Genomic DNA, 22,235 nt, shown 5'->3' on the forward strand with positions numbered 1-22,235 from the left:
GCGTGCTGTGCGGCTGAGGTCTCGGTTTTCCTGACAGCGGTTCACGCGCGTTTGCTGGAGTCGAGGTGGGCGAATACGACCACGTTGTCCGTGTAGTCCTTCACCTTCTTGTCGTACTCGCCTCCGCAGGTGATCAGACGCAGCTGCGCGGAGGGGGTGTCGGCGTACACCCGCTTATTGGGGAAGTGCGCCTTGCTGAAGGTTTCGACGGAGTCGACCTTGAACGTGGCGACGGTGTCGTCTGCGCGGGTGATGTCGACCGTGCTTCCCGGCTTGAGGGAGCTGAGCTCCACAAATACGGCCGGGCCGGTCTTGGTGTCGACGTGGCCTGCGACGATTGAGGTGCCGCGCTCGCCAGGTGTGGGGCCCTCCTGGAACCAGCCGACCAGATTGTCGTCGTCTCCGGGTGGCGCGTTCAGCTGTCCCGAAGGGCCGACGGACAGCGGCGTGAAGGGCGCGTCGACTGCGATCTCCGTGATCGAGAGCCGCTTCGGGGCGGAACGGGGCAGCGCCAGACCAGCACCAGGGGCCGCAGGGGCGGCAGGGGCGGGCCTGGAGGGAGCCGAAGCCACAGCGCGGGCCGGCGGAGCGACTTCTGCCGGGTTGGTGAAGGAGTTGTACACAAGGAGGAAGCCCAGCCCAACCGCCGCAGCGGGCCACATCAGGGCGCGGCCGAAGGGACGGGAGGCGGGGGCAGTGCCGGGCGGCTGCAGGGCGGCCATGCGAGCGGGCCTTTCGCGTACGGGGCCGGTAAGGCGCGGGCGGGCGACGGAAGAGTCCGAGTCCGGGGAGCGGAAGGGGCAATCGCCGCGGCCACCGCCCGGGAGGGACGGCGGCCGCGGCAGCCAGCGAACTACTAGTGGTTCGACCCCATCAGGCCGCAGCACCCGACGCACTCCGGCGCAGCCGGTACGCCCCTGCGCCGAGACCAACGAGCATCAGCACCGAGCCGGCAGCCAGGCTGTTGCCGGACATGGCCAGAGCGCCACCACCGGCGTGGACACCACCGTTCGGCTTCTCCTTCTTCCAGGACCCGTGGTCGCCCTTGTCGTAGTCGCCCTTGTCGGAGTCGCCCTTGTCGGAGTCGTCCTTGTCGGACTTGTCCTGCCCCCAGTCCTCGGCCACGACCATGGCCAGAGCGCCACCACCGGTGTGGACACCACCGTTCGGCTTGTCACCCTTCCCGTGGTCACCCTTGTCGTAGTCGCCCTTGTCGTGGTCGCCCTTGTCGCCCTTGTCGTAGTCGCCCTTCTCGCCCTTGTCGCCCTTGTCGGAGTCACCCTTGTCGCCCTTGTCGGAGTCACCCTTCTCGGACTTGTCGGAGTCACCCTTCTCGGACTTGTCGGAGTCGTCCTTGTCGGACTTGTCCTGCCCCCAGTCCTCGGCCACGACCATGGCCAGAGCGCCACCACCGGTGTGGACACCACCGTTCGGCTTGTCACCCTTCCCGTGGTCACCCTTGTCGTAGTCACCCTTGTCGTGGTCGCCCTTGTCGTGGTCGCCCTTGTCGTAGTCGCCCTTGTCGTAGTCGCCCTTGTCGGACTTCTCGTGGTCGCCCTTCTCGGACTTGTCGTAATCACCCTTCTCAGACTTCTCCGAGTCGCCCTTCTCGGACTTCTCGGAGTCACCCTTCTCGGACTTCTCCGAGTCGCCCTTCTCGGACTTCTCGGAGTCACCCTTCTCGGACTTCTCCGAGTCGCCCTTCTCAGACTTCTCCGAGTCGCCCTTCTCAGACTTCTCGGAGTCACCCTTCTCAGACTTCTCGGAGTCACCCTTCTCGGACTTCTCCTGGCTGTCGCTGCTGGAAGACGAGCCGCTGTCCTTGTCCCAGTCGTCGGCCGAGGTCACGGCAAACGCGGCAGGAACGGAGATCATGAGGACCGCAGTGGTAGCGGCTGACGCGAATAGAGTGCGGGCAGAGCGCATGGGGCACATTCCTTTCGCCGCGTCTGCGAAGACCGACACTTCATCGGTCACCGGATCGCAGGGGCGACTTGATTCACCGTCAGCCTCTTTTCCCCTCCGCACCAGCGGAGAGCGCCGCATTCGAGCTACACCATGGGCTCTTCGAGTGAGTGCAGGCCGATAATCACCCATTGGACGGCACGCCACGCCGAGGTGAGGTTTCGCCCATCGCAGGCCCGCTCATCCGCTGCCGGCGCCTCATTTCAGCTTGGTTCTCGGCCTCGACAGAGCCGCGGGCCGATCCACCGATTCCGACGGGGAGCCGCGCTGACTCAATGTCTCAGCTACCGCGCGTCGACGGCTGCGCACCTGGTCGGGCGTCGGCCCCCACCCTTACCCGTGGGTAATTTGGCTGATCATCGTCTCCCCGCGGCTGTTCCGCACCTCTACGCTCCGATCACCGCGCCGGTGGGCAGTGCCTCCGTGGCACAACGGTCCGAGCCAGATGGAGCACGAGTGAGACGAACGCAAGACCACGGCGGACACCGCGCCAGGGTCCGGACGACCGGTGCCGCCGTCGCCGCGGCACTCGCCCTCCTCGGCACAGTCGCCGCGGCACCCGCAGCACAGGCGGTATCCACCTCAGCGGCCCCGGGGCCGGCGCGCGCGGCAGCCCAAGCCACGGCGGGACCTTCCTTCCGCCTCGCCGACATCCCGATGAAGGACGGTGTCGTCCTCAAGGCGAACGTGTTCACCCCCGCCCCCAGCACACCCGGCGCCGACGCGCACGGCCGATACCCGGTGATCGTGCAGCCGGCCAGTTGGGGGCAGAACGACCTCGAGTACGTCCTCCAGGGCAGGAAACTCGCCGCAAGCGGCTATGTCGTGGTCACCTACACCGTCCGCGGCTTCTGGCTCTCCGGAGGCGAGGTCGACGTTGCGGGGCCCAAGGACGTGGCGGACATCTCGTCGGTCATCGACTGGGTCATCGCCCGGACTCCGGCCGATCCGCAGCGGATCGGGATGACCGGTCTCTCCCTGGGCGGCGGCCTGACCTTGATGGGAGCCGCCGCCGACCCGCGGATCAAAGCGGTGGCTGCGATGAGCGGTTGGGGGGACCTGGTCGACTCGCTCTACAGCGGCGAGACCCGGCACCTGCAGGCCGCCGCCGTGCTCGCCGCCGTTGGGGCGCCCGCCGGTCGCGAAAGCGCCGAGTTCCAGCGGATGCTGGCCAACCTTTTCGGCGACCGCAATACCCCCGAAGTCATCAGATGGGCGCGAACCAGGTCCCCGGGCGCTTATGTGGACCGCATCAATGCCAACGGCACAGCCGTCTTCCTCGCCAGTGCATGGGGGGAGAGCATCTTCAACTCCAGCCAGATCACCGCCTTCTATCAGAAGCTGACCGGCCCCAAGCGGATCGAGCTGCGCCCCGGCGACCATGCCACGCAGGAGGTCACCGGCCTGCTCGGGCTGGACAATGCCACCTGGGCGAGCGCGCTCAGCTGGTTCGACGAGCACCTCAAGGGCAGCGGCGGCACACCTCGGCCGCCGGTGGAGCTGGAAGTACGGCCCGGCGGCGCACACGAGACCTATCCGTCCTGGCAGGCCGTCAGTTCGCGGACCGAGCGGCTGCAACTCGGCAGAGCGAACGTCTTCGGCACCGGCTCGCTCGACGGCGGCACGCCCGGGAGCAGCGGCACGGCTGGGACGGGATGGCGGACGACGGTCGTCGGCGGTACGAACTCGGGCGCCGACGGCGGCATCACCGAACTGTCCGGGCTGCTCGACCAGGTCCTCGAACTGCCTCCCGTCGTCGTGGTCCCGTTGCTGCCCCGCTGGGCCGGAGCCGTATGGCAGTCGGCGCCGTACACGGCCGCGCAGCACATCCGCGGAGCCGTCAAGCTGCACACGACCGTCACCGCCTCCGCGCCGGAGGGCACGGTGATCGGCTATCTCTACGACGTGAACACCCTCGGCGTGGGGAAACTGATCTCCCACGCCCCGCAGAGCTGGTCCGGCAGGATGCCGGGGCAGGCCTTCCCCCTCGACATCGCGCTCTTCGCCACCGCCTACGACCTGCCCGCAGGACACCGGCTGGCTCTGGTCCTCGATACCAAGGACCCGCTGTACGGCGGTCGCACACCGCTGAACAGCAAGGTGTCGTTCGGCTCGCCGGAGGACGACCCGTCCGAACTGGTGCTGCCCCTGCGCTGAGCGCCGGCCCGTCCGACCGCGCCAGGTCGTGGAATCAACTTCCGTCAGGCGCCCTTGGCTGACAGGATCTTCGAATGCCCAAGATTCCCAGGGATGTTCGAGCCTCGATCCGTCACTTCGCCTTCACTCTCGCCAACGGCACGGTGGACATCCCGCTATTGGGAGACATCGACTACCGCCCGGACCTGGTCACCGTGGGCTCGGAGCTGGAGATGGTCTTCACGATCTTCACCAACGTCCTCGAGGTGGACCAGGAGGGCAAGGTGACCAACTACGACCAGGCTGAGCATCGCGCCGCCGAGTGGATCCGGGGGTACTGCGACCCCAGCTACGAGGAGCAGCCCCCCTTCGCCGAATGGGAGACCGAACTCGCCTGACTGCGTGAAGTATGATCACCCTCTGACACACAGACGGGTGTGCGGACCGTCGATGACCATCAGTCAGGGACGCGCCTGCTGACGAAGGCCTGCACCCGGCAAACCAGCGCCCCGGGGTGGGGCCGCCCACGGGGTGGCCACCACTCGGCCGGGCGGAGTGGCACAGGCGTTATGTGGCCTCTGCTGCTGAACTCCCGGGAGACCCGTGCGACTTCCGGGCTGCGGGGCTCAACACATCTGACATGGCCGGTCCTTGGCGGGTTCGGCGTCGCCGCGCGGGGGTGCGCGGCCGGGGGAGGGCAAGGGCGATGGGCGTGGGGGAAAGCGGGCAGGCGTACGCGGGGGCGCCGATCCGTGCGGTGGGGCAGGGACGCTACGTTCTGCAGGCTCCGCTCGGCGAGGGCGGCATGGCATCCGTGCACCGCGCCCACGACTCTGTGCTGGGACGCACCGTCGCGGTGAAGACCCTGCATTCCGAACTGGCCCGTGATCCGTCCTTCCGCGAGCGGTTCCGCCGCGAGGCCCAGGCGGTCGCCGGGCTCAGTCACGCCAATATCGTGGCGGTCCACGACAGTGGTGAGGACGCGGGTGAAGCAGGCGTCGTGCAGTACATCGTCATGGAGTACGTTTCGGGCCGCTCGCTGCGCGAGCTGATCCGGGACAGTGCTGCCGCGGACGGTGCGATTCCGCTGAACATGGCACTGACGATGACCGCTGCCGTCCTGGACGCGCTGGCCTGCAGCCACGGGCGCGGGCTGATTCACCGGGACATCAAGCCCGCCAATGTGATGGTGACCGACGACGGCACCGTCAAAGTGATGGACTTCGGTATTGCCCGCGCCCTGCAGTCGGATGCCACCTCGATGACCCGGACGGGCACCGTGCTGGGCACACCGCAGTATCTCTCCCCCGAGCAGGCGCTGGGCAAGCCCGCCGACGCCCGGTCGGACCTCTACTCGGTCGGCTGCATGCTGTTCGAACTGGCCACCGGCACGCTGCCGTTCGACGGCGAGTCCACGATGAGCGTGCTCTACCAGCATGTGCAGCACCCCGCGCCGGTCCCGTCCTCGATCAATCCGTCACTGCCCCCGGCAGTGGACACGGTCGTCGCCCGCGCCCTGAGCAAGGACCCCGAGCGGCGGTACCCGAGCGCCCAGGCCATGGCGGACGACATACGCAAGATCACTGCCGGCGGGACACCCACTCGGCAGCTGCCCTCGCAGGTGCCCCCCACCCTCACTGCCGACACCATCTCCGTGACCTTCCGGCAGGCCACGCACCTCCCCCGCATGTCACTGCGGACGAATGGCATGCGGAGGCTCATCTGGGTGACGGTAGCCATGGTCGTGGGTATGGGGCTCGCGGCCGCGTACGTCGCGCAGTACCTGATTTCAAGTATCTCACACACCCGGGATCCGGATCCCCGGGCCACCGGAGCATTCATTCTGTGCGACAACGAGTTCACGCCCCCTGACTTCACCGGTATGTCACCGGCGGAGGCGAAGACGTGTGCCGAGATCGCCGGGGTGAAGCTTGAACAGAAAACCACCACGGGGAAGAAATACGACAAGGGCACCGTGGTGAAGCAGGAGCCGGCAACCAGGAAGGTGGAGTCCGGCAACACCGTCACCATCTGGGTATCGACGGGCGGTGATCCCCGAGCCAAGGGCGACCTCGCCGACTGCGAGGTGGAGGAGACCCATGGCAAGATCTCCAACCCGTGGTTCAAGGGCAAGAGCCGGGCCAAGGCACGCGTCTGTGCGGACATCGCCCATCTGAAGCTGCAGGAAGCCGGGACCATCCAGGACAAGCTCACGCCCGCCGGACAGGTCGCGAAGCAGGAGCCCGGATCGGAACAGATAGCGACGGGCAGCACGGTCAAAATATGGATCTCGACCGGGGGAGATCCCCGCGCCACGGGAAAGCTGTCCAACTGCGACACGTACGCGACCAGCGACCAGCCCTACCCCCCGTCCCTCGAGCACATGACCACCGCCAACGCACGCGCTTGCGCGGCCATCGCCCATGTGAAGCTGGAAGAACACACCGTCCCCGACGAACTGTGGCCCGCAGGAGAAGTCGTCGAACAGGAACCGGGGAGCGGTACCCACATCGACCCGGGCAGCACCATCAAGATCTGGATCTCATCGGGCAAGCCGTGAACCGCATCGCAGACAACCCTGCGATGCGGCCGCCTACCGACTGCCCATCCCGCGCGGTCGTGCCTCGGCGAGCGTGCGGATCAGCTCGCCGTCGTTGATCCGCGCTTCCTTCCCTGCGTAGTCACAGTGGACGTCGAAGCGCGCTGTCCCACCGCATCGCTCCGCAAGACCAGTTGGAGAGCGATCATCACCACGCAGGTCACGATCGCACTGTGCCACAGCAGCGCGTCCAGCCGGCCCGCCGACAGATAGGCTCCCGCGGCCACGGCTGCCAGCGCGCACACGCCTCGGTCCACAATGCTCTCGACCGAGAGGAGCGTGGCACGAGGGGCGTGCGCCGGGATGGCATCGTTGACCAACTTCCGCTGGATCGGGTAGGCGAAGCCGGTGACCGCGGCGAACAGGCACAGCAGTGCGACCACGGTCCAGGGCCCGCCGACGGTGATGCTCGCCAGCGTGCCCGCCAGCGCCAGGCTGAGCAGGGACACCATGGCCACCGGTGACAGGCGGCGGCCGAGCCATTGGGGACGCGCCGAGGCCACGGCCTCCGCCACAGTCATGGCCGCCAGCACCCCGCCGTGCGAGGTCTCGCCGATGCCGTGGGCCAACAGCATGGGCTGGAAAAGGTTGACCTGGCAGATGCGGGAGAGGGTGAACACGGCCACGCCCTGCACCATGACCAGGGCGAGCCAGGGTGTGGCTCGTACGCAGCGCAGCGCGGCGCCCGCGTCGTGCAGGAACGCTCCACGGCTCCGGTTCGTCCCGCCTCTCCCGGGCGCCCGACCCGACCGGCCGTCCCCGCGGGGCGGGGCAAGTCTGGGCAGCGCGAGGGCACATGCCAGGGAGCCCGCCGCACTCGCGGCGCTCAGCACGTACGGCGCCGCGTGAGCGACGGCCATCAGGGGGCCGACCAGTGGCCAGCACATCACCTTCGCGGCCAGGCCGAGGGCGCGAGCCGTGCCCTCGGCCTTCAGATAGTGCTCGCCGCCTCCCTCGGCCCGCAGGCCGTCGTACAGGTAGGCGCTGGCTGCGCCCGATGTCAGGGAACGGCCGGCGGCGATGGCCAGGAAGTGGACGAGGAAGCCCGCGTACGAAGGTGTGAGGACCGGGGCCAGGTTCGCGGCAGTCATCACGACTGCCCCGGCCCGCAGGCAGTTGCGTGCGCCGATGCGGTCGGCCACGATCCCGGTCGGGATCTCGAACAGACAGAACGCGACATAGTAGATGCTCTGGATCCCGAAGATCTGCCCGTCCGACAGTCCCGCCTCCCGCTGGTAGGCGTAGAACACCGGCATCCACCACAGCAGGTTGAACAGCAGTTGGAAGCCGTTGTTGAGTCGGATGATCCGGCGAGCCGCGGGTGTCGGGGGCGGGCCCGCCGGACGGGCCCGGGAGGTCGGCCGCGGCCGGTCAGGACGGCGGATCACAGGGCGTAGGGGCGGATCTGAACCAGTCGGAAGTCCCCCTGGTCGGTCATCAGCCACTCGATGTCGAGTGGATGGTCCGCGTCGCCTTCGCTGAAGTGGGACTGCAGCAGCCGACCGGTGAGGGCCAGGTCCATCAGCCGGCTCCTGGTGGCGGTGGGCAGGTCCTCGCCGGACGAGCCGAGAGCCACCGTACGGCCGCCGCCCTCAACGGTGTTGTAGAGGTACTGCTGCGGCAGGGTCGTCCCGTCGACCACCGTCTCGGGGGATCCCGGCGAGCAGTTGAGGTAGACGTTGCGGAAGTCCTCGCGCTTCGTCGGATTGCAGGTCACCAGTACGCCCCCGAGATCCGCGGGGACGTACTGCTGGATGATCACTCCCATGTATGTGTCGTCCAGGGAGATGCCGACCTGATGGCGCAGGCGCACGCTGCGCGGCGACAGCAGGGAGGCCCACACCCGGCGCACCGCGTCGAGGAGTTCGCCGGCCCCGCGGACGGTGGTGACCGAGTCGTAGACCCCGGCCGCAGAGAACCCGGGAAGGTCTTCGGCATTGGAGGAGGAGCGGACCACCAGGCGGCTTCCTGCGGCGAGTGGGGCGGGGAACGCCTGGGTGATCTGCCGGGTCACCTCTTCCGGCATCGGGGTGTTCCGGACGACGTGTTGCAGATGCAGACAGAGCGAGTCCAGCACCTCGACCGCGTCGAGTTCGAGCGCCATCTTGAGCTTTCCGATGCCCTGTTGCAGGGCTGGTGAGGAGGTGAGGAAGCGTTGCTGCAGGGCGAACGGGAGGGCGACTCCATCGGGGGCCGCGACGGTACGTGCGGCGAATTCGGCTGCCGCCTGCCGCAGCCCGCCGGCGGTGGCATCCGTGACACCGAGTCGGGCCGCGAGATGGCCGTACAGATCCGTGCGGGGCGGCCGCGACTGCCCGTAGAACGCGGTGAGATCGGCCGTGCGGCTGTCGAGGACGTGGTGAAGCTCTCCGAGGTTGGCCGCCTTGGTGCCGTAGCGGTCCCGGTCCGCGCGGCGCAGCCGGTGCAGAGCCAGGGCCGGGGCGTCCTCGAGCAGCGGCGGTTCCATCCGGATCCGCTGCTGGTGCCACGTCGGCGCTTCCAGGGCCGGGGCGGTCGCCAGCGGCACGAGGGTGATCTCGTCGTCCCGCACCAGGTAGCGGACCCACGCACCGTTCAGGTCGTCCTTCTCGACGATCTGTTCCAGGTCGCGGACGATCGCATTGGGGATGCCCCAGCCGGAGGCGAGGACGTTGGTGTGCGAGAGCGGCGTGGTGGGCGCGGTGTTGAGGAATCCGGCGACGCGCGGCACGTCGTCCGGCAGGCAGGCCATGGCCACGATGTCCGACCAGCCGAGCCCGTCGGCGGCTGCCTCGTACTCCTCGGCCGTCCGGAAGTAGCGCAGCCGGCCGATGGCCTCGGCGGCGTTGAGCGGTGTCCGCGTCCGGTTGCCGAAGAGTTCGTGGCTGGGTATCCGCGGCACCCGGACCTCGCTGATCGCGGTCAGCTCCTGTTCCTGTCCATGGTTCGCCGGCTTCAGCAGCAGCGGCAGCCGGCCGTCGACCCGGCCGCGGACGAACGCGTAGAACGCGTCGAGCAAGGCGCCGTGCATGGTGTCGGATTCGGTCGTCTCCAGGACCAGGAACGGTCGCTCGCGGCCGTCTGAGTCCTCGTCGGTGTGCAGGGAGAGCACACCCAGGAGGAAGCGACGCCCGGGATCCCGGTACACCGAGGCGTTGAAGGCATCCAGGCACGCGTCCAGGGCCTCCAGCTCCATGTCGAGGATGCGGGTGGCGACGTAGTTGACGTGGAAGGGGTGGACGGCCGTGTCGAGCAGATGCCAGGTGTCCTCGGCACGGTCGACGACGACCTTCAGGTAGGGGTGACCGGCCAGCACGCCGGAGAGGGTGCGGAACAACGGCAGGGACAGATTCTCGCCGACGACCGTGCGGTCCACGGCAGGGTCCGGCGCGCCCGGGGGAAGGAGGTGGGTGGTCATGAGCGGGCCTCCTCGGGCGAAGCCATCGGTAGGACGTGCGGCAGGACGTCCACCAGGGTCCGGAAGTCACGGATGACGGTCTGCGGGTCGACGGCGGAGAGCAGGCAGAGTGCCGCCATGGTGTTCGCGCCGGCGGCCGGGTCGTAGACCGGCACCAAAGCACCGTCGGGAAGTGAATTCTCGGCCACCACCGACAGCCGGCTGCCGTCGCTGACCGGGACGGCTTCCGTCACCGTCGGGAAGTCCCAGACGCGCCGGTCCGGCCAGGCGTCACCGGCACCGTCGACAGCCAGTACGACGAGCGAACCCGCCGCGCCTCGCGCCTCCCCCGGCGTACGGGCGCGCGTCGGCCAGGTGACCGGGCGTCCCAGAAGGTGGTCGACGAGCATCCCGATGAGGTCCAGGCCGAAGACCTCCTCGATCTGCGGGACGGTCATCGCGCCGCCGAACCGGGCCGCGGTCTCGATCACCCACATCTGGCCTTCGGCACCGAGCTTGATCTCGGTGTGCGTTCCGCAGTTCGCGAGACCCAGCGCGTCGACGGCATCCCGCGCGAGGGCCACGACGCGCTCCTGGGCGTCGTGCGACAGCGAGGCGGGGGTGATGCCGGCGCGCTCGGTGAACGGTTCCACCGTCGGCATGCGTCCGCTGAGACAGACGGGTCGGAAGTCGCCGTCGATGACGACACCTTCGACGCTTACGTAGTCGCCCCACCCCGGCTCGTCGAACCAGTCCTCGGCCGATCCCGCCACGATCTGCTCGACCAGGAAGTCCGCGTCGGCGTCGGCCACGTGGAGTTCGGCGTATCCCAGTTGCGCGGATTCGGCCATCACTTCCCGCGACCGCTCCCAGGCCTCCGCTACCTCCCGCGAAGAGCGGATGACCTGGTGTGCGGTGGAACCGGCGCTCCAGGCCGCCTTCAGCAGCAGGGGTAAGGGAAGGGCCGCAGCCGCGTCATGCAGCTCCTGCTCCGAGGCGACCGGGCGGAACCGGGGCTGGGATATGCCGTGTTCCTGCCAGGTACGCCGCATCATCCGCTTGTCGCGGGCGAGGCCGCAGGAGCTGCCCGCCCCGGCGAGGCCGAGCTTCTCGCAGGCTTCGGCGACAGCCACGACCGCGTACTCGGAGAATGTGACGACCGCGTCCGCACCGATGGCCTGGGCCCGGGCAACGATCAGGGACACGAGGTCGCGCCGCTCCGACTCGGTGGGGACCAGGACCGAGGCGCACAGGCGCTCGGCGGTCGCGGCCACGCTGGGAGGAAGTGCGCTGAGCGCCAGCAGGTGCACTGCCGACTTCGCGGCGACCCGTGTCAGGGCATGGCCGAGGGGCGGGCCGCCCTTGGCATGCACGAACAGCACCTTGCTCACAGAAATCCAACTCCTCTGGATGATGATGGTCCGTCAGAACGGTGGAGGGCGAGCGACATGACGTGTGCCCACCACCGCTCCAGCAAATCAACCGACAGGCACCCGAATCGCCGCATCGGGCGCCGGCCGATCAGGCAAATGCCTGAGTTGCAGGCGCCGTTGAACCGGCGGGGAGGCCCCGTGATGACGTATGGCGGAAGTGACGGCCGGCATCGCGGCCCGACGCCGTCCAGGTCGGCCGAGAACCGAGCATGCGCGGAAACAGAGCGGGATACACATCGCGATGTCACACCGCGCAATCCGGTTGAAACTTGATGGAAAGGTCGTCGTGGACGAGACCACTCTCAAAGCGCTGCTCGAGCACCTGCCCGTGTACTGGTGGGAGGCCGACGGGCAGCTGCGCGTCATCGACAGCGGCGGCGGTGCCTTCGGTGACTCGCGGACGCCACAGCGGTTCCTCGAGGCCATGCGGCAGGATTTCGCGGCGTCCTGGCACTCCCCCGAAGTCAGTCATTGGCAGGCGCGGTTCGACGGGCGGGTCTTCGATGTGAGCTGGCCCCTCGACGAAGTGGGGTGCGGGGGCCGGGCCCGCGGACTGGCCTTGGAGGTCAGCGCCGGGACCGCCGCCGGGCGCCGCTTCGACGCATTCGCGGACTTCGCCCCCGCCGCAGCCTTCATCCGGGACGAGGACGGGCGCTACCTCTGGACGAACCACGCCTACGCGCACCTCTACGGCACCACGCCGGGGAACGTCATCGGGAAGCATGTACAGGACTTCGACTCCCTCGCCGACGCCGCGCAGTTCCTCGCGCTCGACCGGGAGATCCTCTCCCACGGCAGATCGGTGCGGCACACCCTCACCTACCACCGGTCCGACGGCACCAGCGCGTACGCGGCGGGCCACCGGTTCCCCGTCCTGGAGGGCTCACAGACCTGCGTGGCAGGGATCTACGTGGACATCACCGACTACACGCGCGCGCTGGACCAACGCCGGGAGGCGGAGGAAAGCCTGCACGCGCTGCGCGACCACAGCGGGCTGCCCTGCGCCCTGATCTCGGCGGGCGGACGGATCCAGCAGGCGAGCGCCGCGGCCGCCGAACTCCTGCAGACCCGGCTATCGGATCTCGTCGGCCGCCGTGCCCACACGGTGCTGGCTCCGGCGCCGGAACTCGACCTGCTGCACCGCAGATGGAATGACTTGATAGCCCGCCGTCGCAGGCGGTTCGAGACGTCCGCCGTGTTGGTCGACGCCCGCGGCCGTCAGCGCCGGGCCCGGCTGCATCTGACGACAGTGGGCCGTTCCTCGACCCGCGCCGCGGAGGTCTGGGCCGTCGTCACCCACCAGGGGCTCGCCCACGAGGCACATCCTCCGCTCACCGCCAGCCAGATCCGCATCCTGTCCCTGCTGGCCGTGGGCAGCAGCAACGGGGAGATCGCCACCTCGCTGCACCTGTCCCGGCAGACCGTCGACTACCACCTCAGCCGACTGCGGGATCTACTGGGCGCCGCGACCAGACCCGCACTGGTCGCCCGGGCGTACGTCCTGGGCATCCTCTCTCCCCAGACCTGGCCACCGCGTTCCGCCACGGCCACCCATCCGCTCAGCTCCGCCTGAGGTCGGCGCAGCGGCGCAATCAGCCCGGAACAGGGACCGCTGGGTGCGGCCGGACTTCGAACCCGCGGTCTGGCGAGATGCGCCTCCTCGACCGAGGAAGCTCAGGCGGACCTGCCGGTCCGGGTTGTCGCGGTTGGTGTCCGCCAAACTCCGTCAGGGCAACCCCAATTCAGCCGTCAGTGGCGGAGGGCCGCCAGATCCGTACCGGGCAGGTGGATCCAGCCCTCCTGCCCAGCGGCCGCGTGCTCGTCCGGAGAACGCGGCCACAGAGTGTCCCCGACCAGGACGGCGCGAGCAACCAGGGCACAGACCAACGCGTCGAGATGGTCGTGGCTGTCGACACACTGCCCGCGCACCGCCGCGGGGAGGGCCAACCCCAAGCCCGCCTCGACCGAGCCGACGATGTGCTCTCGGACGGCACGCGCTTCGGGCGTGGCGCTCTTGTAGCTACCAGGAAGGCGGATCCCCCACCGCCGCAGTGCGGCAGCGGGGTAGACCTCTGCAATTGGTCCCGACCCGTCCCGGGGCACAGGGACACCGATCGCCGCGAGGGCATCCAGCAGACGAGCCGCTCGCAACGCAACGACACCCAGAAGATCGGTGGACACCGACAGCGGAGGCCGCATCGAGGTCGCCTTCCATGTGAGGTCGTCGGTGAACCTGAATCGCAGCGCATCCAGTCCGGGCCTCCCGTCCGCACGCTCCTCGAACCTGACGGGAGGCGGCAGCCGCAGGCCCCGGTGGTGGGCCAGGACCGTTGCCACGAAGCTCGACGGCCAGCCAAGAGGGCAGTCGAGGCCGGTCTTGTCGGCCGCCCGGACAACCGCCAGCAGATCCTCATCCCCCTCGGGCACGACGAACTCCGCCGCCAAGCCGTCCACGCCGCCCCAGACCACCCGGCACACAGCCGTACGCCGTGCACTCGCAGCAAGGTCGACCCCGACCGTCACCGCCTGTCGTTGCGTCATGCCGCGATCCTTCCGCAGACGCCCGTGGGCCACCGCACCCCCGCGCCACAAACAGGTGCCACGCCCAGAACCCTCGGGCTCACCCGATCCTGAGATTGACCGCGCCGGCCCACGCCGGACCGGCGAGCGATCGACGGCGACAACCCAGCACCGCCGAGCTCTGGGCGGACGAGCCCATTACTACTCCTGCTCAGATCCCCGCTTCGTCAGCGATTCGACATGCGTTGTACACGAGCGCGTCGATGCGTTCCACGGTGGGCGTGCCTGTCACGCTCTTGTTCTTCGGTTCATCGATCGCTCGCCTCATCACCCCCTCACCAATCACAGCCACCTTCCACAGACCCAGCACATGCCAGAATTTCAGTGCCGCCGGGTCCCGGCCTGTTTCGGTCAGGTACACCTGAGCAATTTCGGCACGGTCCGGGAAGCCGTCGAGGACGGAGGCGGCGAAATCGCCCCCGGTCTCCTCCTCTCCCGGTTCCGGCCAGTACGCCAGCAGGCTGCCCATGTCCGCCAACGGATCCCCCAGCGTCGACAACTCCCAGTCGAGCGCGGCGGTCACCTCCCCGCTGTCGTAAGAGGTGATGACGTTGCGCAGATGGAAATCGCCGTGTACGAGCGTCAGTTCGCATTGCTCGGGGACGGCGGCGACAAGGCGTCGGGTGAGATCCTCGAGGGCGGGAAGCTCGCGGGTCCTGGACTTCTCCCACTGGCCCGTCCACCGCTTGAGCTGACGCTGCGCATACGGCTTGTGGCTGGCCAGTCCGCTCAGCCCGGTCGCCTCGAGATCGACCGCGTGGATCTTCGCCAGCGTCCGCGGCAAGGACATCCCGATCGCCCGGCGGCGCTCCGGCGTCAACGACTGCGCGATCGGCATCGTGTCGACGACCTGGCCGTCCACGAACTCCATGAGCAGCAGCGGGACGTCGGTCACGGCGGGATCAGCGGTCAGCCCGAGCACCCGCGGGGTCGGGACGGCGGTGCCCTCCAGCGCGGTCAGAATCCGCGCCTCGCGAGCCACGTCGTGCGCCGACGCCAACAGGCGACCCAGCGGTGGGCGCCGCAGCACCCACCTGCGGCCGTCCTGGTCCTGTACCAAGTAGGTCAGATTCGACTGACCGAGCCCGATCCGGTCGAAGGTCAGTGGCCCGGCGAAGTCGACGCCGAGGGTCTCGAGCCAGCGGCTCACCGCCCCGGCGTCGACTCCGACGATGTCCGCGCTAGACACCGATGCCGGCTCCCTGCCTGAACGGGAGCGCATCACCGAGGAGTTGCCCGCCGTCGATCACCATGGTCTCGCCGGTGATCCAACTCGCGGCGTCCGAGACGAGAAAGGCGACCGCGGAGGCGATGTCGGCAGGCTCCCCTATGCGCCCGAGCGCCGTCGAGGCAGACAGCGCCTGCTCGTGCTCCTTCCACAGCGCCTCGGCCAGCTTCGTGCGCACCACACCCGGTGCCACCGCGTTGACGCGAACCTTCGGTGAGAGTTCCAGGGCCAGTTGCTTGGTGAGATGGATCAGTGCGGCCTTCGAGGCGTTGTACAAGCCGATGTTCGCCTCGAAGGCCATGCCGCCGACCGACGCGGTGTTGACGACCGCCCCGCCGTGCTCGCCCATCCAGGCCCGCGTGGCCAGCCCCGTCCACAGGACGGGAGCCCACACGTTCACGTCGAAGGTCTTGGCGAACCGACCGTGGTCCTGGTCGATGACCGGCCCGAAGGCCGGGTTGGTCCCCGCGTTGTTGACGAGGATGTCCAGGCTTCCGAAGCGCTCAAGCGTCAGATCCACACAGCGCTGAGCCGCCTCTTCGTCGACGGCGTGCGCACCGACGCCGACCGCTGTGCCCTTGACCTGGGCCGCGGCGGTGTCCGCCGCCTCCTGGGACCGGGCGGTGAGGACGACGTTTGCGCCGGCCTCGGCGATGGCCTGGGCGATCGCCAGCCCGATACCGCGCGAGGCGCCGGTGACGACGGCGGTGCGACCGGTGAGATCGAGTCCTGTCATGTCAACTCACCGCTGCCGTGGCCGCGTCGCGGTACTGCCGCAGTTCCTGTCTGGCGATGGCCCTCTTGTGGACCTCGTCGGGACCGTCCGCCAGCCGCAACGTCCGCAGACTCGCGTACATCATCGCCAACGGGAAGTCGTCGGTCACTCCTGCTCCCCCGTGCACCTGGATCGCGCGGTCGACGATCTTCAACGCGATGTTCGGGGCGGCCACCTTGATGGCCGCGATCTCGGTGCGCGCTTCCTTGTTCCCGACCGTGTCCATCAGATACGCGGCCTTGAGCGTGAGGAGGCGGATCATCTCGATGTCGATACGTGCTTCCGCTATCCAGTCCTGGACATTGGACCGTTCGGCAACCGGACTCCCGAATGTCACCCGTGACTGCGCGCGCCGGCACATCAGCTCAAGCGCCCGCTCGGCCGCGCCGATCGCCCGCATGCAGTGGTGGATACGACCGGGCCCGAGCCGGGCCTGGCTGATCGCGAACCCCTCACCCTCGCCCTTGAGTACGTCCTTGGCCGGCACCCGCACGTCGGTGAAATCGATTTCGGCGTGTCCCTCACGGTCCTGGTAGCCGAACACCGGCAGCCCGCGCATCACCGTGATCCCGGGGGCGTCGATCGGGACGACCATCATCGACTGCTGCCGGTGCGGGGCAGCGGTGGGATCCGTCTTCCCCATGACGATGAGCACCTTGCAGTTGCGGTGCAGGGCATTGGACGCGAACCACTTGCGGCCGTTGAGCACGTACTCGTCACCGTCGCGCTCCATCCGCAGCTCGATGTTGGTGGCGTCCGAACTGGCGACACGCGGCTCGGTCATCGCGAAGGCCGAGGCCATCGTCCCGTCGAGCAGGGGCTTGAGGTACTTCTCCTTGTGCTCGTCGCTGCCGAAGAGTGTGAATACCTCCATGTTGCCGGTGTCGGGAGCGTTGCAGTTGCACGCCTCGGAGGCGATGTGACTGCGCCCCATGATCTCCGCCAGCGGCGCGTACTCGAGATTCGTCAGCCCGGGGCCCCACTCGGGGTGCGGGTGGAAGAGGTTCCACAGCCCGCGCACCCGCGCCTCCGCCTTGAGTTCCTCGAGGATCGGCGGATGGAAGTGCGGGTCACCCGACGCGCGCATCTGCTCGTGGTACACCGCCTCTGCGGGGTAGATGTGCGAGTCCATGAACTCGAGCAGATCCGCCTGGTACTTCTTGGCGCGGTCGGACGTCTCAAACAGGGACATCTGTACTCCTGACGGGTAGGGAGGGAAAGCTCGGCGGGCGCTTGTCGAGGTGACTGGCCACGCCTTCGACGAAATCGGCCCCGCGGAAGGCCTGGAGCATGACGCCTTCCGCGCGGGTCACGGAATCGGCGTAGGTGCCGTCCGCGTCGTTGCGCAGTTGGCTCTTGATGGTGGCCATGGAGGTCGGGGAACAGCGGGTCGCCAGATCGGTGGCGTACGCGACAGCGGCATCGACGACACTGCCGGTGGGGACCAGGTGGTCGAGGAGTCCGATACGGAGTGCCTCCTCGGCGTCCACCGTGCGACTCGACAGCAGCAGGTCCGTTGCCCGGCTGTGCCCCACCAGCCGGGGCAACAGCCAGGAGATTCCGTACTCGGCGATCAGTCCGCGCTGCGCGAATGCCGTGATGAACCGGGCCGAGGGCGAGCCGAAGCGAATGTCGCAGTAGAGCGCCTCCACCATGCCCAGGCCGGCGGCCACCCCGTTGACCGCACCGATCAGCGGTTTGCGCAAGGAAAGCGGCACGTCGCGCGGCCGACGTAGCGCCCTGTCCGCCTCGGAGACCTCGCCGGCCGCCTGCAGCCGCTGGAGGTCGGCGCCGGCGCAGAATCCGCGTCCCGCGCCGGTGACCACGACGGCGCGTACGTCCGGGTCGCCCTCGGCGGCGTCGAGCAGCGTGAAGTAGCGGTTCTCGAGTTCGTCGGTCCAGGCGTTCAGCTTGGCGGGCCGGTTGAACGTGAGCACCAGTACCGGCCCGCGGTGTTCGGCGAGGACGAGCTCCCCCGGCGTGCCGCTCATGCCTGCGCCAGCAGGGAGCTCTGGTAGCGGCGCATCCCGCGCAGCCACCGGTCGTAGTCCGAGCCCTTGTGCCGGTACATGTCCAGAACCTCTTCGTGCGGCAGGATCAGGAAGCGCTCGTCCTCGATCGCGGCCAGGACGGCGTCGGCAACCTCGGCCGGCTCGAGGACGTCACCCGCGGACGTGACGGCCCGCGTGGCCGCTTGCCCCAGGGCGTCCCCGGAGTCCTTCCCCAAGGACAGCATGCTGGTGTTCACCCCCATCGGGCACAGACAGCTGACATGGATCCCGCGATCGCCATAGGTGACACTCAGCCATTCGGCGAAGCCCACGGCCGCGTGCTTGGTGACGGCGTACGTGGCGGAGCCGATCTGGGTGAGCAGCCCGGCCGCCGAGGCGGTGCTGACGAAGTAGCCCTCGCCGCGCTCGACCCACCGCGGCACCAGCAGCGTTGCCGCACGGATGTGGGCGCGCAGGTTCACGTCGATCGAGAGGTCCCAGTCCTGCTCGCTCGCATCCAGGCCGGGTGCCCCGGCGATGCCCGCGTTCGCGAAGTAGAGGTCGACCGGACCGAACGCGCTTTCCGCCAGAGCGATCAACTGCTCGATCTGGGAGGTGTCCGACACGTCCGCGCCCGCGCTCACGGTGCTTCCCGGATGGTCGGCGTTGACTGACGCCGATACCGCCCGCGCGGTGTCCGCGTCGAGGTCGGCGACGACGACCCGGGCACCCTCGCGAGCGAGCCGTGCGACCAGCGCGCCGCCGATGCCGCCTCCGCCACCGGTGACGATGGCAACTCTTTGTGCAACGTTCACAGCGAACCTCTCCGTGGCGGGCGTGCGGTGCCGGGCCACGACCCCCGAGATGAGGTGGCTGTGGTCTCCGCCCCCTGTATAATTGAATCCGACGTCAAGTTCAACTATCTGGCGCGCATCACCACGCGGAGCAGGCCGCCTCGCCCCACTGAACTGCGGACGGAGAATTCACGGTGGACGACGCCGCACTTTCGTCCGCCCCAGGGGTAGGAGCGGCCCACCGAACAAGGCACGGCCCGGCGCCGCGTCGTTTCAACTGCTGATGTCCGACGGCTGCGCCCTGAGCCATCGACGACGGCTACGGCCAGGTACCGTTCCCCGGCCCCTGACCGGTCGGCCCACCCATCCGCCTCCGCGCGACGTCACATCCGTGGGAGAGAGGAGAAAGAGAGTGGAACCCGGCGGCACCAGGGTGTGGTGAGTGAGGTGGCCAAGCGTGAAGGCTCACGCAAGATGATCCGTCGCCGCTGCGGGCGCCGGAGTCCAGGATCGTCGAATGGTCGTAGACAGCGGGCTCCGCCCCGGCCGGCGCTACTGCCGGATCAGGATCAGCGGTGGCCGGGGAACCGCAGGGCGTTCGCCCAGAGCCGGGTGACCGTGGAGACGAGCTCCTCGAAGTCCGCCGGCGCACCTTCCTCTTGCCCTTCGCCCCGCACGAAGGCGCTGTAGGCCATGACGCTGACCATGCCCGACAGCGCACGGGAGGCCATCATCGGATCGACCTCACGGTCTGCGACACCCCGCGCCTGCAGGTCGGCGATGCCGCGGGCGTTGCGGTGGATGAACGCATCCGCGCGCCGGCTTCGGAACCTACGGAACTCCGGCTCCACTTGTGCGACCTGCTCAAGCAGTGCCATCAGCTTCGCGTTCCGTTTATATGCCTCGAGATACGCGCGATTGCTCGCCTCGAGTACCGCATACGGATCGTCGGTATCCTGCACCCGGCCCATGCCGGGGTGCATCATGTCCTCCTGCGCCTCCAGCAGGACGGCGGCAAGCACCTCTTCCTTGTTGGCGAAGTAGGTGTAGAAGGATCCCGCCGCGCATTGGGCCTCTTTGGCGATGTCGGCCAGGCGGGTGTCGAGGTAGCCGTCCCGCTCGAACACCTTCCGCGCGGCCTTCACCAAAGCGGCGCGTGTCCGCGCTCCGCGCTTTGTCGTCGGCAGCTCGCGAAGTGACGAGAGGGGCGCCATCGGCGGTGCCTTCTCGCTGTAATTCTCTTCGGGCGCAGTGGTATCCATCGCCGAAAGGGTACTTGAATCCGACGCCAGAGTCATGAATTGGCCAGGCTGAAACCGCCCCTTCGCCTCCTTGATGAGCTGGTTGCCGAAGTCCATGGCGGACGGATCGGATCCGGGCGGTGCGGCCGGATCGAGCCCCGCGGCGTGTTCGCCTCGTCGGTGGCGATGAACGCCGAACCCAGGTAGGCGAGGTCCGCGCCGGCGGCTGCGCCGCGAGGATCGAGCGGCCGTGGGCGATGGAGCCCGACAGCAGAAGGGGACCGTCGAACCAGTCGCGAATCTCCTGGCTGAGCGCGAAGGGTGACTGCGTGCCGGCGTGCCCCCCGCGCCCGCGGCGACGGCGATCAGGCGGTCCGCGCACTTTGCCATCGCCTTGCGCGCGAACCGGTTGCTGATGCATCGCGCAGCGAGATACCGCCCCAGGAGTGGACCGCCACGTTGAGATCGGCCCGGGCACCGAGAGAAGTGATGATGATCGGCACCTTGAACTCCACGACGGTCGCGAGGTCCTCCTCCGTGAGTTGGTCTTGTGCACGATGAGATTGACCGCGAACGGCGTTCAGTTCCGGCGGGCGGGTACGTCGCCGAGCGCGGGGTTGCGGATCAGCTCCGTACGGTCGATGGAACGCTTGAGGATCTTCCCGCTCGGGCCCTTGGGCAGCGCGTCGACGAACCGGATGATGCGGGGGACCTTGTAGGCGGACAGTCGCTCCCGTGTCCAGCTCGACACCTCGACGGCACCGAGCTCCGAACCGGGCCGGGCGGCGACGAGCGCGGCGACCTCCTCGCCGTAGTGGTCGTCGGGAACGCCGATCACTGCTGCCTCGACGATGTCCGGGTGCTCGTAGAGGACTTCCTCGACCTCACTCGGGTAGACGTTGTATCCGCCGCGGATGATCAAGTCCTTGATCCGGTCGACGATGCGCAGGTCGCCGTCCGTGTCGGTGTCGCCCAGGTCGCCGGTCCGGAACCAGCCGTCGGGCGAGATGACCGCGGCGGTGTCCGCGGGGCGGTTGAAGTAGCCGCGCATCACCGTGGGTCCCTTGATGTGGACCTCGCCGACGGTACCCGGCGGGCACTCGTTGCCGTCGATGTCACGCACCTGGACCTGCAGCCGTGGTACCGCCCGGCCGGTGTACCCGGTCTTGCCGCCGCGGTCGATGTCGTTGAAGGTGCCGAACGCGGTGGTCTCGGTGAGCCCATAGCCTTCGAGGATGGTGCAGCCGAACCGGGCCTCGAAGGCCCGCGCGATCTCCCCGGGGAGCGACGCGCCGCCGGAGACGGCGATACGGAGTTGGGCGAAGTCCGCCGGGTTCGCATCGCCCGCCGCGTGCAGCATCGCGTTCCACATGGTCGGTACGCCGGCCATGATGGTGAGCCGGTCGCGGCGCAGCATCTCCAGCATCGACGCCGGGTCGAATCGGGCCAGCAACGACATCGAGCCGCCCGCGGTCAAGGTCGCCATCATGACCGACGCCTGGCCGAACACATGGAACAGCGGGAGTCCGGTGCCGGTACGGTCGGCGCTCGATCCGCGGCTGCACTCGGCGCCGATCTCCCCGGCGGACAACAGGTTCCCGACCGTGAGCTGGGCACCCTTCGGCCGCCCTGTCGTACCCGAGGTGTACAGGATGGCCGCGGTCTCGTCGCGGTCCCGGTCGACGACGGGGGCGGGGGCGGCATCGGTGACCTTCGCGCCGGGGGACAGCGTCCAGGAGGGCACCTTGAGCGTCGCGGCCGCCTCCGCGACGGCGGGGCCGAGGGCGTGCCATGCGATCGCCAGCGCGCACCCGGCGTCGCCGAGGACGTACTCGGCTTCGGCGCGGGTGGACATCGTGTTGACCGGCACCACGACACAGCCCGCGGCCTGAATCCCGAGGTAGGCCACCACGAACTCGGGCACCGACGGCGCCGCCAGCAGCACCCGGTCCCCCGGGGACAGGCCCGCGGCGGCCAGGGCGCCCGCGTACCGAACGCTCGTGTCGCGCAGTTGCCGGTAAGTCCATTGTTCCGCGCCGCCGCGCAGCGCGATGTTGTCGGGAGTTGCAGCCGCGTGGCGGCAGACCGGGTCGAGAACACTGGCCATGGGCGGTGCC

General features: G+C 68.7%; 18 protein-coding genes. 4 read left to right on the forward strand and 14 right to left on the reverse strand.

Annotated elements, in window-relative coordinates:
• Positions 1–41: 41 nt before the first annotated feature.
• Both ACFYXH_RS25420 and ACFYXH_RS25425 read right to left on the reverse strand, forming a co-directional pair.
• The gene (locus tag ACFYXH_RS25420; RefSeq protein ID WP_389567170.1) at positions 42–722 is read right to left on the reverse strand and encodes a class F sortase; all 681 of its coding nucleotides are present in this window, start codon (positions 720–722) and stop codon (positions 42–44) included.
• Between the two features lie 151 nt (positions 723–873).
• Positions 874–1,875, reverse strand: coding sequence for a hypothetical protein (locus tag ACFYXH_RS25425; protein WP_389567173.1), 1,002 nt, complete (start codon positions 1,873–1,875; stop codon positions 874–876).
• A gap of 546 nt (positions 1,876–2,421) precedes the next feature.
• Here ACFYXH_RS25425 and ACFYXH_RS25430 point away from each other — a divergent pair.
• The 3 genes from ACFYXH_RS25430 (at position 2,422) to ACFYXH_RS25440 (ending at position 6,661) form a co-directional block, all read left to right on the forward strand.
• Complete coding sequence (locus ACFYXH_RS25430) at positions 2,422–4,122, forward strand: CocE/NonD family hydrolase (RefSeq protein WP_389567176.1); 1,701 nt, start codon at positions 2,422–2,424, stop codon at positions 4,120–4,122.
• Between the two features lie 74 nt (positions 4,123–4,196).
• The gene (locus ACFYXH_RS25435; RefSeq protein WP_389567179.1) at positions 4,197–4,499 is read left to right on the forward strand and encodes a hypothetical protein; all 303 of its coding nucleotides are present in this window, start codon (positions 4,197–4,199) and stop codon (positions 4,497–4,499) included.
• A 308-nt stretch (positions 4,500–4,807) separates the two neighbouring features.
• A complete protein-coding gene (locus ACFYXH_RS25440; protein ID WP_389567182.1) occupies positions 4,808–6,661 on the forward strand; it encodes a protein kinase in 1,854 nt (617 codons plus the stop codon).
• A gap of 80 nt (positions 6,662–6,741) precedes the next feature.
• On the opposite strand, the gene ACFYXH_RS25445 is transcribed toward ACFYXH_RS25440, so the two are convergent.
• The 3 genes from ACFYXH_RS25445 to ACFYXH_RS25455 are packed head-to-tail and all read right to left on the reverse strand — an operon-like array spanning position 6,742 to position 11,467.
• On the reverse strand, positions 6,742–8,088 hold the full coding sequence (locus tag ACFYXH_RS25445; RefSeq protein WP_389567185.1) for an MFS transporter: 1,347 nt from the start codon (positions 8,086–8,088) through the stop codon (positions 6,742–6,744).
• Positions 8,085–10,097 carry a PEP/pyruvate-binding domain-containing protein gene (locus tag ACFYXH_RS25450; RefSeq protein WP_389567188.1) on the reverse strand — a complete coding sequence of 671 codons (2,013 nt, stop codon included), beginning with the start codon at positions 10,095–10,097 and terminating at the stop codon, positions 8,085–8,087. Before ACFYXH_RS25450 ends, ACFYXH_RS25445 begins: the two co-directional genes overlap by 4 nt.
• A complete protein-coding gene (locus tag ACFYXH_RS25455; RefSeq protein WP_389567191.1) occupies positions 10,094–11,467 on the reverse strand; it encodes an acetyl-CoA carboxylase biotin carboxylase subunit family protein in 1,374 nt (457 codons plus the stop codon). Before ACFYXH_RS25455 ends, ACFYXH_RS25450 begins: the two co-directional genes overlap by 4 nt.
• Positions 11,468–11,795: 328 nt before the next feature.
• On the opposite strand from ACFYXH_RS25455, the gene ACFYXH_RS25460 reads away from it, so the two are divergent.
• The gene (locus ACFYXH_RS25460) at positions 11,796–13,082 is read left to right on the forward strand and encodes a PAS domain-containing protein (protein ID WP_389567194.1); all 1,287 of its coding nucleotides are present in this window, start codon (positions 11,796–11,798) and stop codon (positions 13,080–13,082) included.
• Positions 13,083–13,258: 176 nt separating this feature from the next.
• Here the strand turns inward: ACFYXH_RS25460 and ACFYXH_RS25465 are convergent, their stop codons facing one another.
• The 9 genes from ACFYXH_RS25465 to ACFYXH_RS25505 form a co-directional block, all read right to left on the reverse strand.
• Complete coding sequence (locus ACFYXH_RS25465; protein ID WP_389567197.1) at positions 13,259–14,050, reverse strand: DUF429 domain-containing protein; 792 nt, start codon at positions 14,048–14,050, stop codon at positions 13,259–13,261.
• Positions 14,051–14,240: 190 nt separating this feature from the next.
• Complete coding sequence (locus ACFYXH_RS25470) at positions 14,241–15,278, reverse strand: phosphotransferase family protein (protein ID WP_389567200.1); 1,038 nt, start codon at positions 15,276–15,278, stop codon at positions 14,241–14,243.
• Complete coding sequence (locus ACFYXH_RS25475) at positions 15,271–16,053, reverse strand: SDR family oxidoreductase (protein ID WP_389567202.1); 783 nt, start codon at positions 16,051–16,053, stop codon at positions 15,271–15,273. The genes ACFYXH_RS25470 and ACFYXH_RS25475 overlap by 8 nt, the downstream gene beginning before the upstream one ends.
• 1 nt (position 16,054) lies before the next feature.
• Entirely contained in the window at positions 16,055–17,284 is a 1,230-nt protein-coding gene (locus tag ACFYXH_RS25480; protein ID WP_389567205.1) for an acyl-CoA dehydrogenase family protein, read from the reverse strand.
• Positions 17,271–18,083, reverse strand: a complete 813-nt coding sequence (locus ACFYXH_RS25485; protein WP_389567208.1) for an enoyl-CoA hydratase-related protein — start codon at positions 18,081–18,083, stop codon at positions 17,271–17,273. The genes ACFYXH_RS25480 and ACFYXH_RS25485 overlap by 14 nt, the downstream gene beginning before the upstream one ends.
• A complete protein-coding gene (locus ACFYXH_RS25490; protein ID WP_389567210.1) occupies positions 18,080–18,898 on the reverse strand; it encodes an SDR family oxidoreductase in 819 nt (272 codons plus the stop codon). Before ACFYXH_RS25490 ends, ACFYXH_RS25485 begins: the two co-directional genes overlap by 4 nt.
• A gap of 548 nt (positions 18,899–19,446) precedes the next feature.
• Complete coding sequence (locus ACFYXH_RS25495) at positions 19,447–20,235, reverse strand: TetR/AcrR family transcriptional regulator (protein WP_389567212.1); 789 nt, start codon at positions 20,233–20,235, stop codon at positions 19,447–19,449.
• Between the two features lie 248 nt (positions 20,236–20,483).
• Positions 20,484–20,633: a hypothetical protein gene (locus ACFYXH_RS25500; protein WP_389567215.1), complete on the reverse strand. Its 150-nt coding sequence runs from the start codon at positions 20,631–20,633 to the stop codon at positions 20,484–20,486.
• Positions 20,634–20,698: 65 nt separating this feature from the next.
• Entirely contained in the window at positions 20,699–22,225 is a 1,527-nt protein-coding gene (locus tag ACFYXH_RS25505; RefSeq protein ID WP_389567218.1) for an AMP-binding protein, read from the reverse strand.
• Between the last annotated feature and the right edge of the window lie 10 nt (positions 22,226–22,235).

Origin of the sequence: Streptomyces sp. NPDC002730, from assembly GCF_042888805.1 — a bacterium.
Taxonomy (GTDB): domain Bacteria; phylum Actinomycetota; class Actinomycetes; order Streptomycetales; family Streptomycetaceae; genus Streptomyces.

Coding starts and splice junctions, on each gene's coding strand:
- ACFYXH_RS25420 (WP_389567170.1), bottom strand. CDS start 722: ATGGCCGCCCTGCAGCCGCCCGGCACTGCCCCCGCCTCCCGTCCCTTC.
- ACFYXH_RS25425 (WP_389567173.1), bottom strand. CDS start 1,875: ATGATCTCCGTTCCTGCCGCGTTTGCCGTGACCTCGGCCGACGACTGG.
- ACFYXH_RS25435 (WP_389567179.1), top strand. CDS start 4,197: ATGCCCAAGATTCCCAGGGATGTTCGAGCCTCGATCCGTCACTTCGCC.
- ACFYXH_RS25440 (WP_389567182.1), top strand. CDS start 4,808: ATGGGCGTGGGGGAAAGCGGGCAGGCGTACGCGGGGGCGCCGATCCGT.
- ACFYXH_RS25450 (WP_389567188.1), bottom strand. CDS start 10,097: ATGACCACCCACCTCCTTCCCCCGGGCGCGCCGGACCCTGCCGTGGAC.
- ACFYXH_RS25465 (WP_389567197.1), bottom strand. CDS start 14,050: ATGACGCAACGACAGGCGGTGACGGTCGGGGTCGACCTTGCTGCGAGT.
- ACFYXH_RS25475 (WP_389567202.1), bottom strand. CDS start 16,053: ATGACAGGACTCGATCTCACCGGTCGCACCGCCGTCGTCACCGGCGCC.
- ACFYXH_RS25480 (WP_389567205.1), bottom strand. CDS start 17,284: ATGTCCCTGTTTGAGACGTCCGACCGCGCCAAGAAGTACCAGGCGGAT.
- ACFYXH_RS25485 (WP_389567208.1), bottom strand. CDS start 18,083: ATGAGCGGCACGCCGGGGGAGCTCGTCCTCGCCGAACACCGCGGGCCG.
- ACFYXH_RS25495 (WP_389567212.1), bottom strand. CDS start 20,235: ATGGACTTCGGCAACCAGCTCATCAAGGAGGCGAAGGGGCGGTTTCAG.
- ACFYXH_RS25505 (WP_389567218.1), bottom strand. CDS start 22,225: ATGGCCAGTGTTCTCGACCCGGTCTGCCGCCACGCGGCTGCAACTCCC.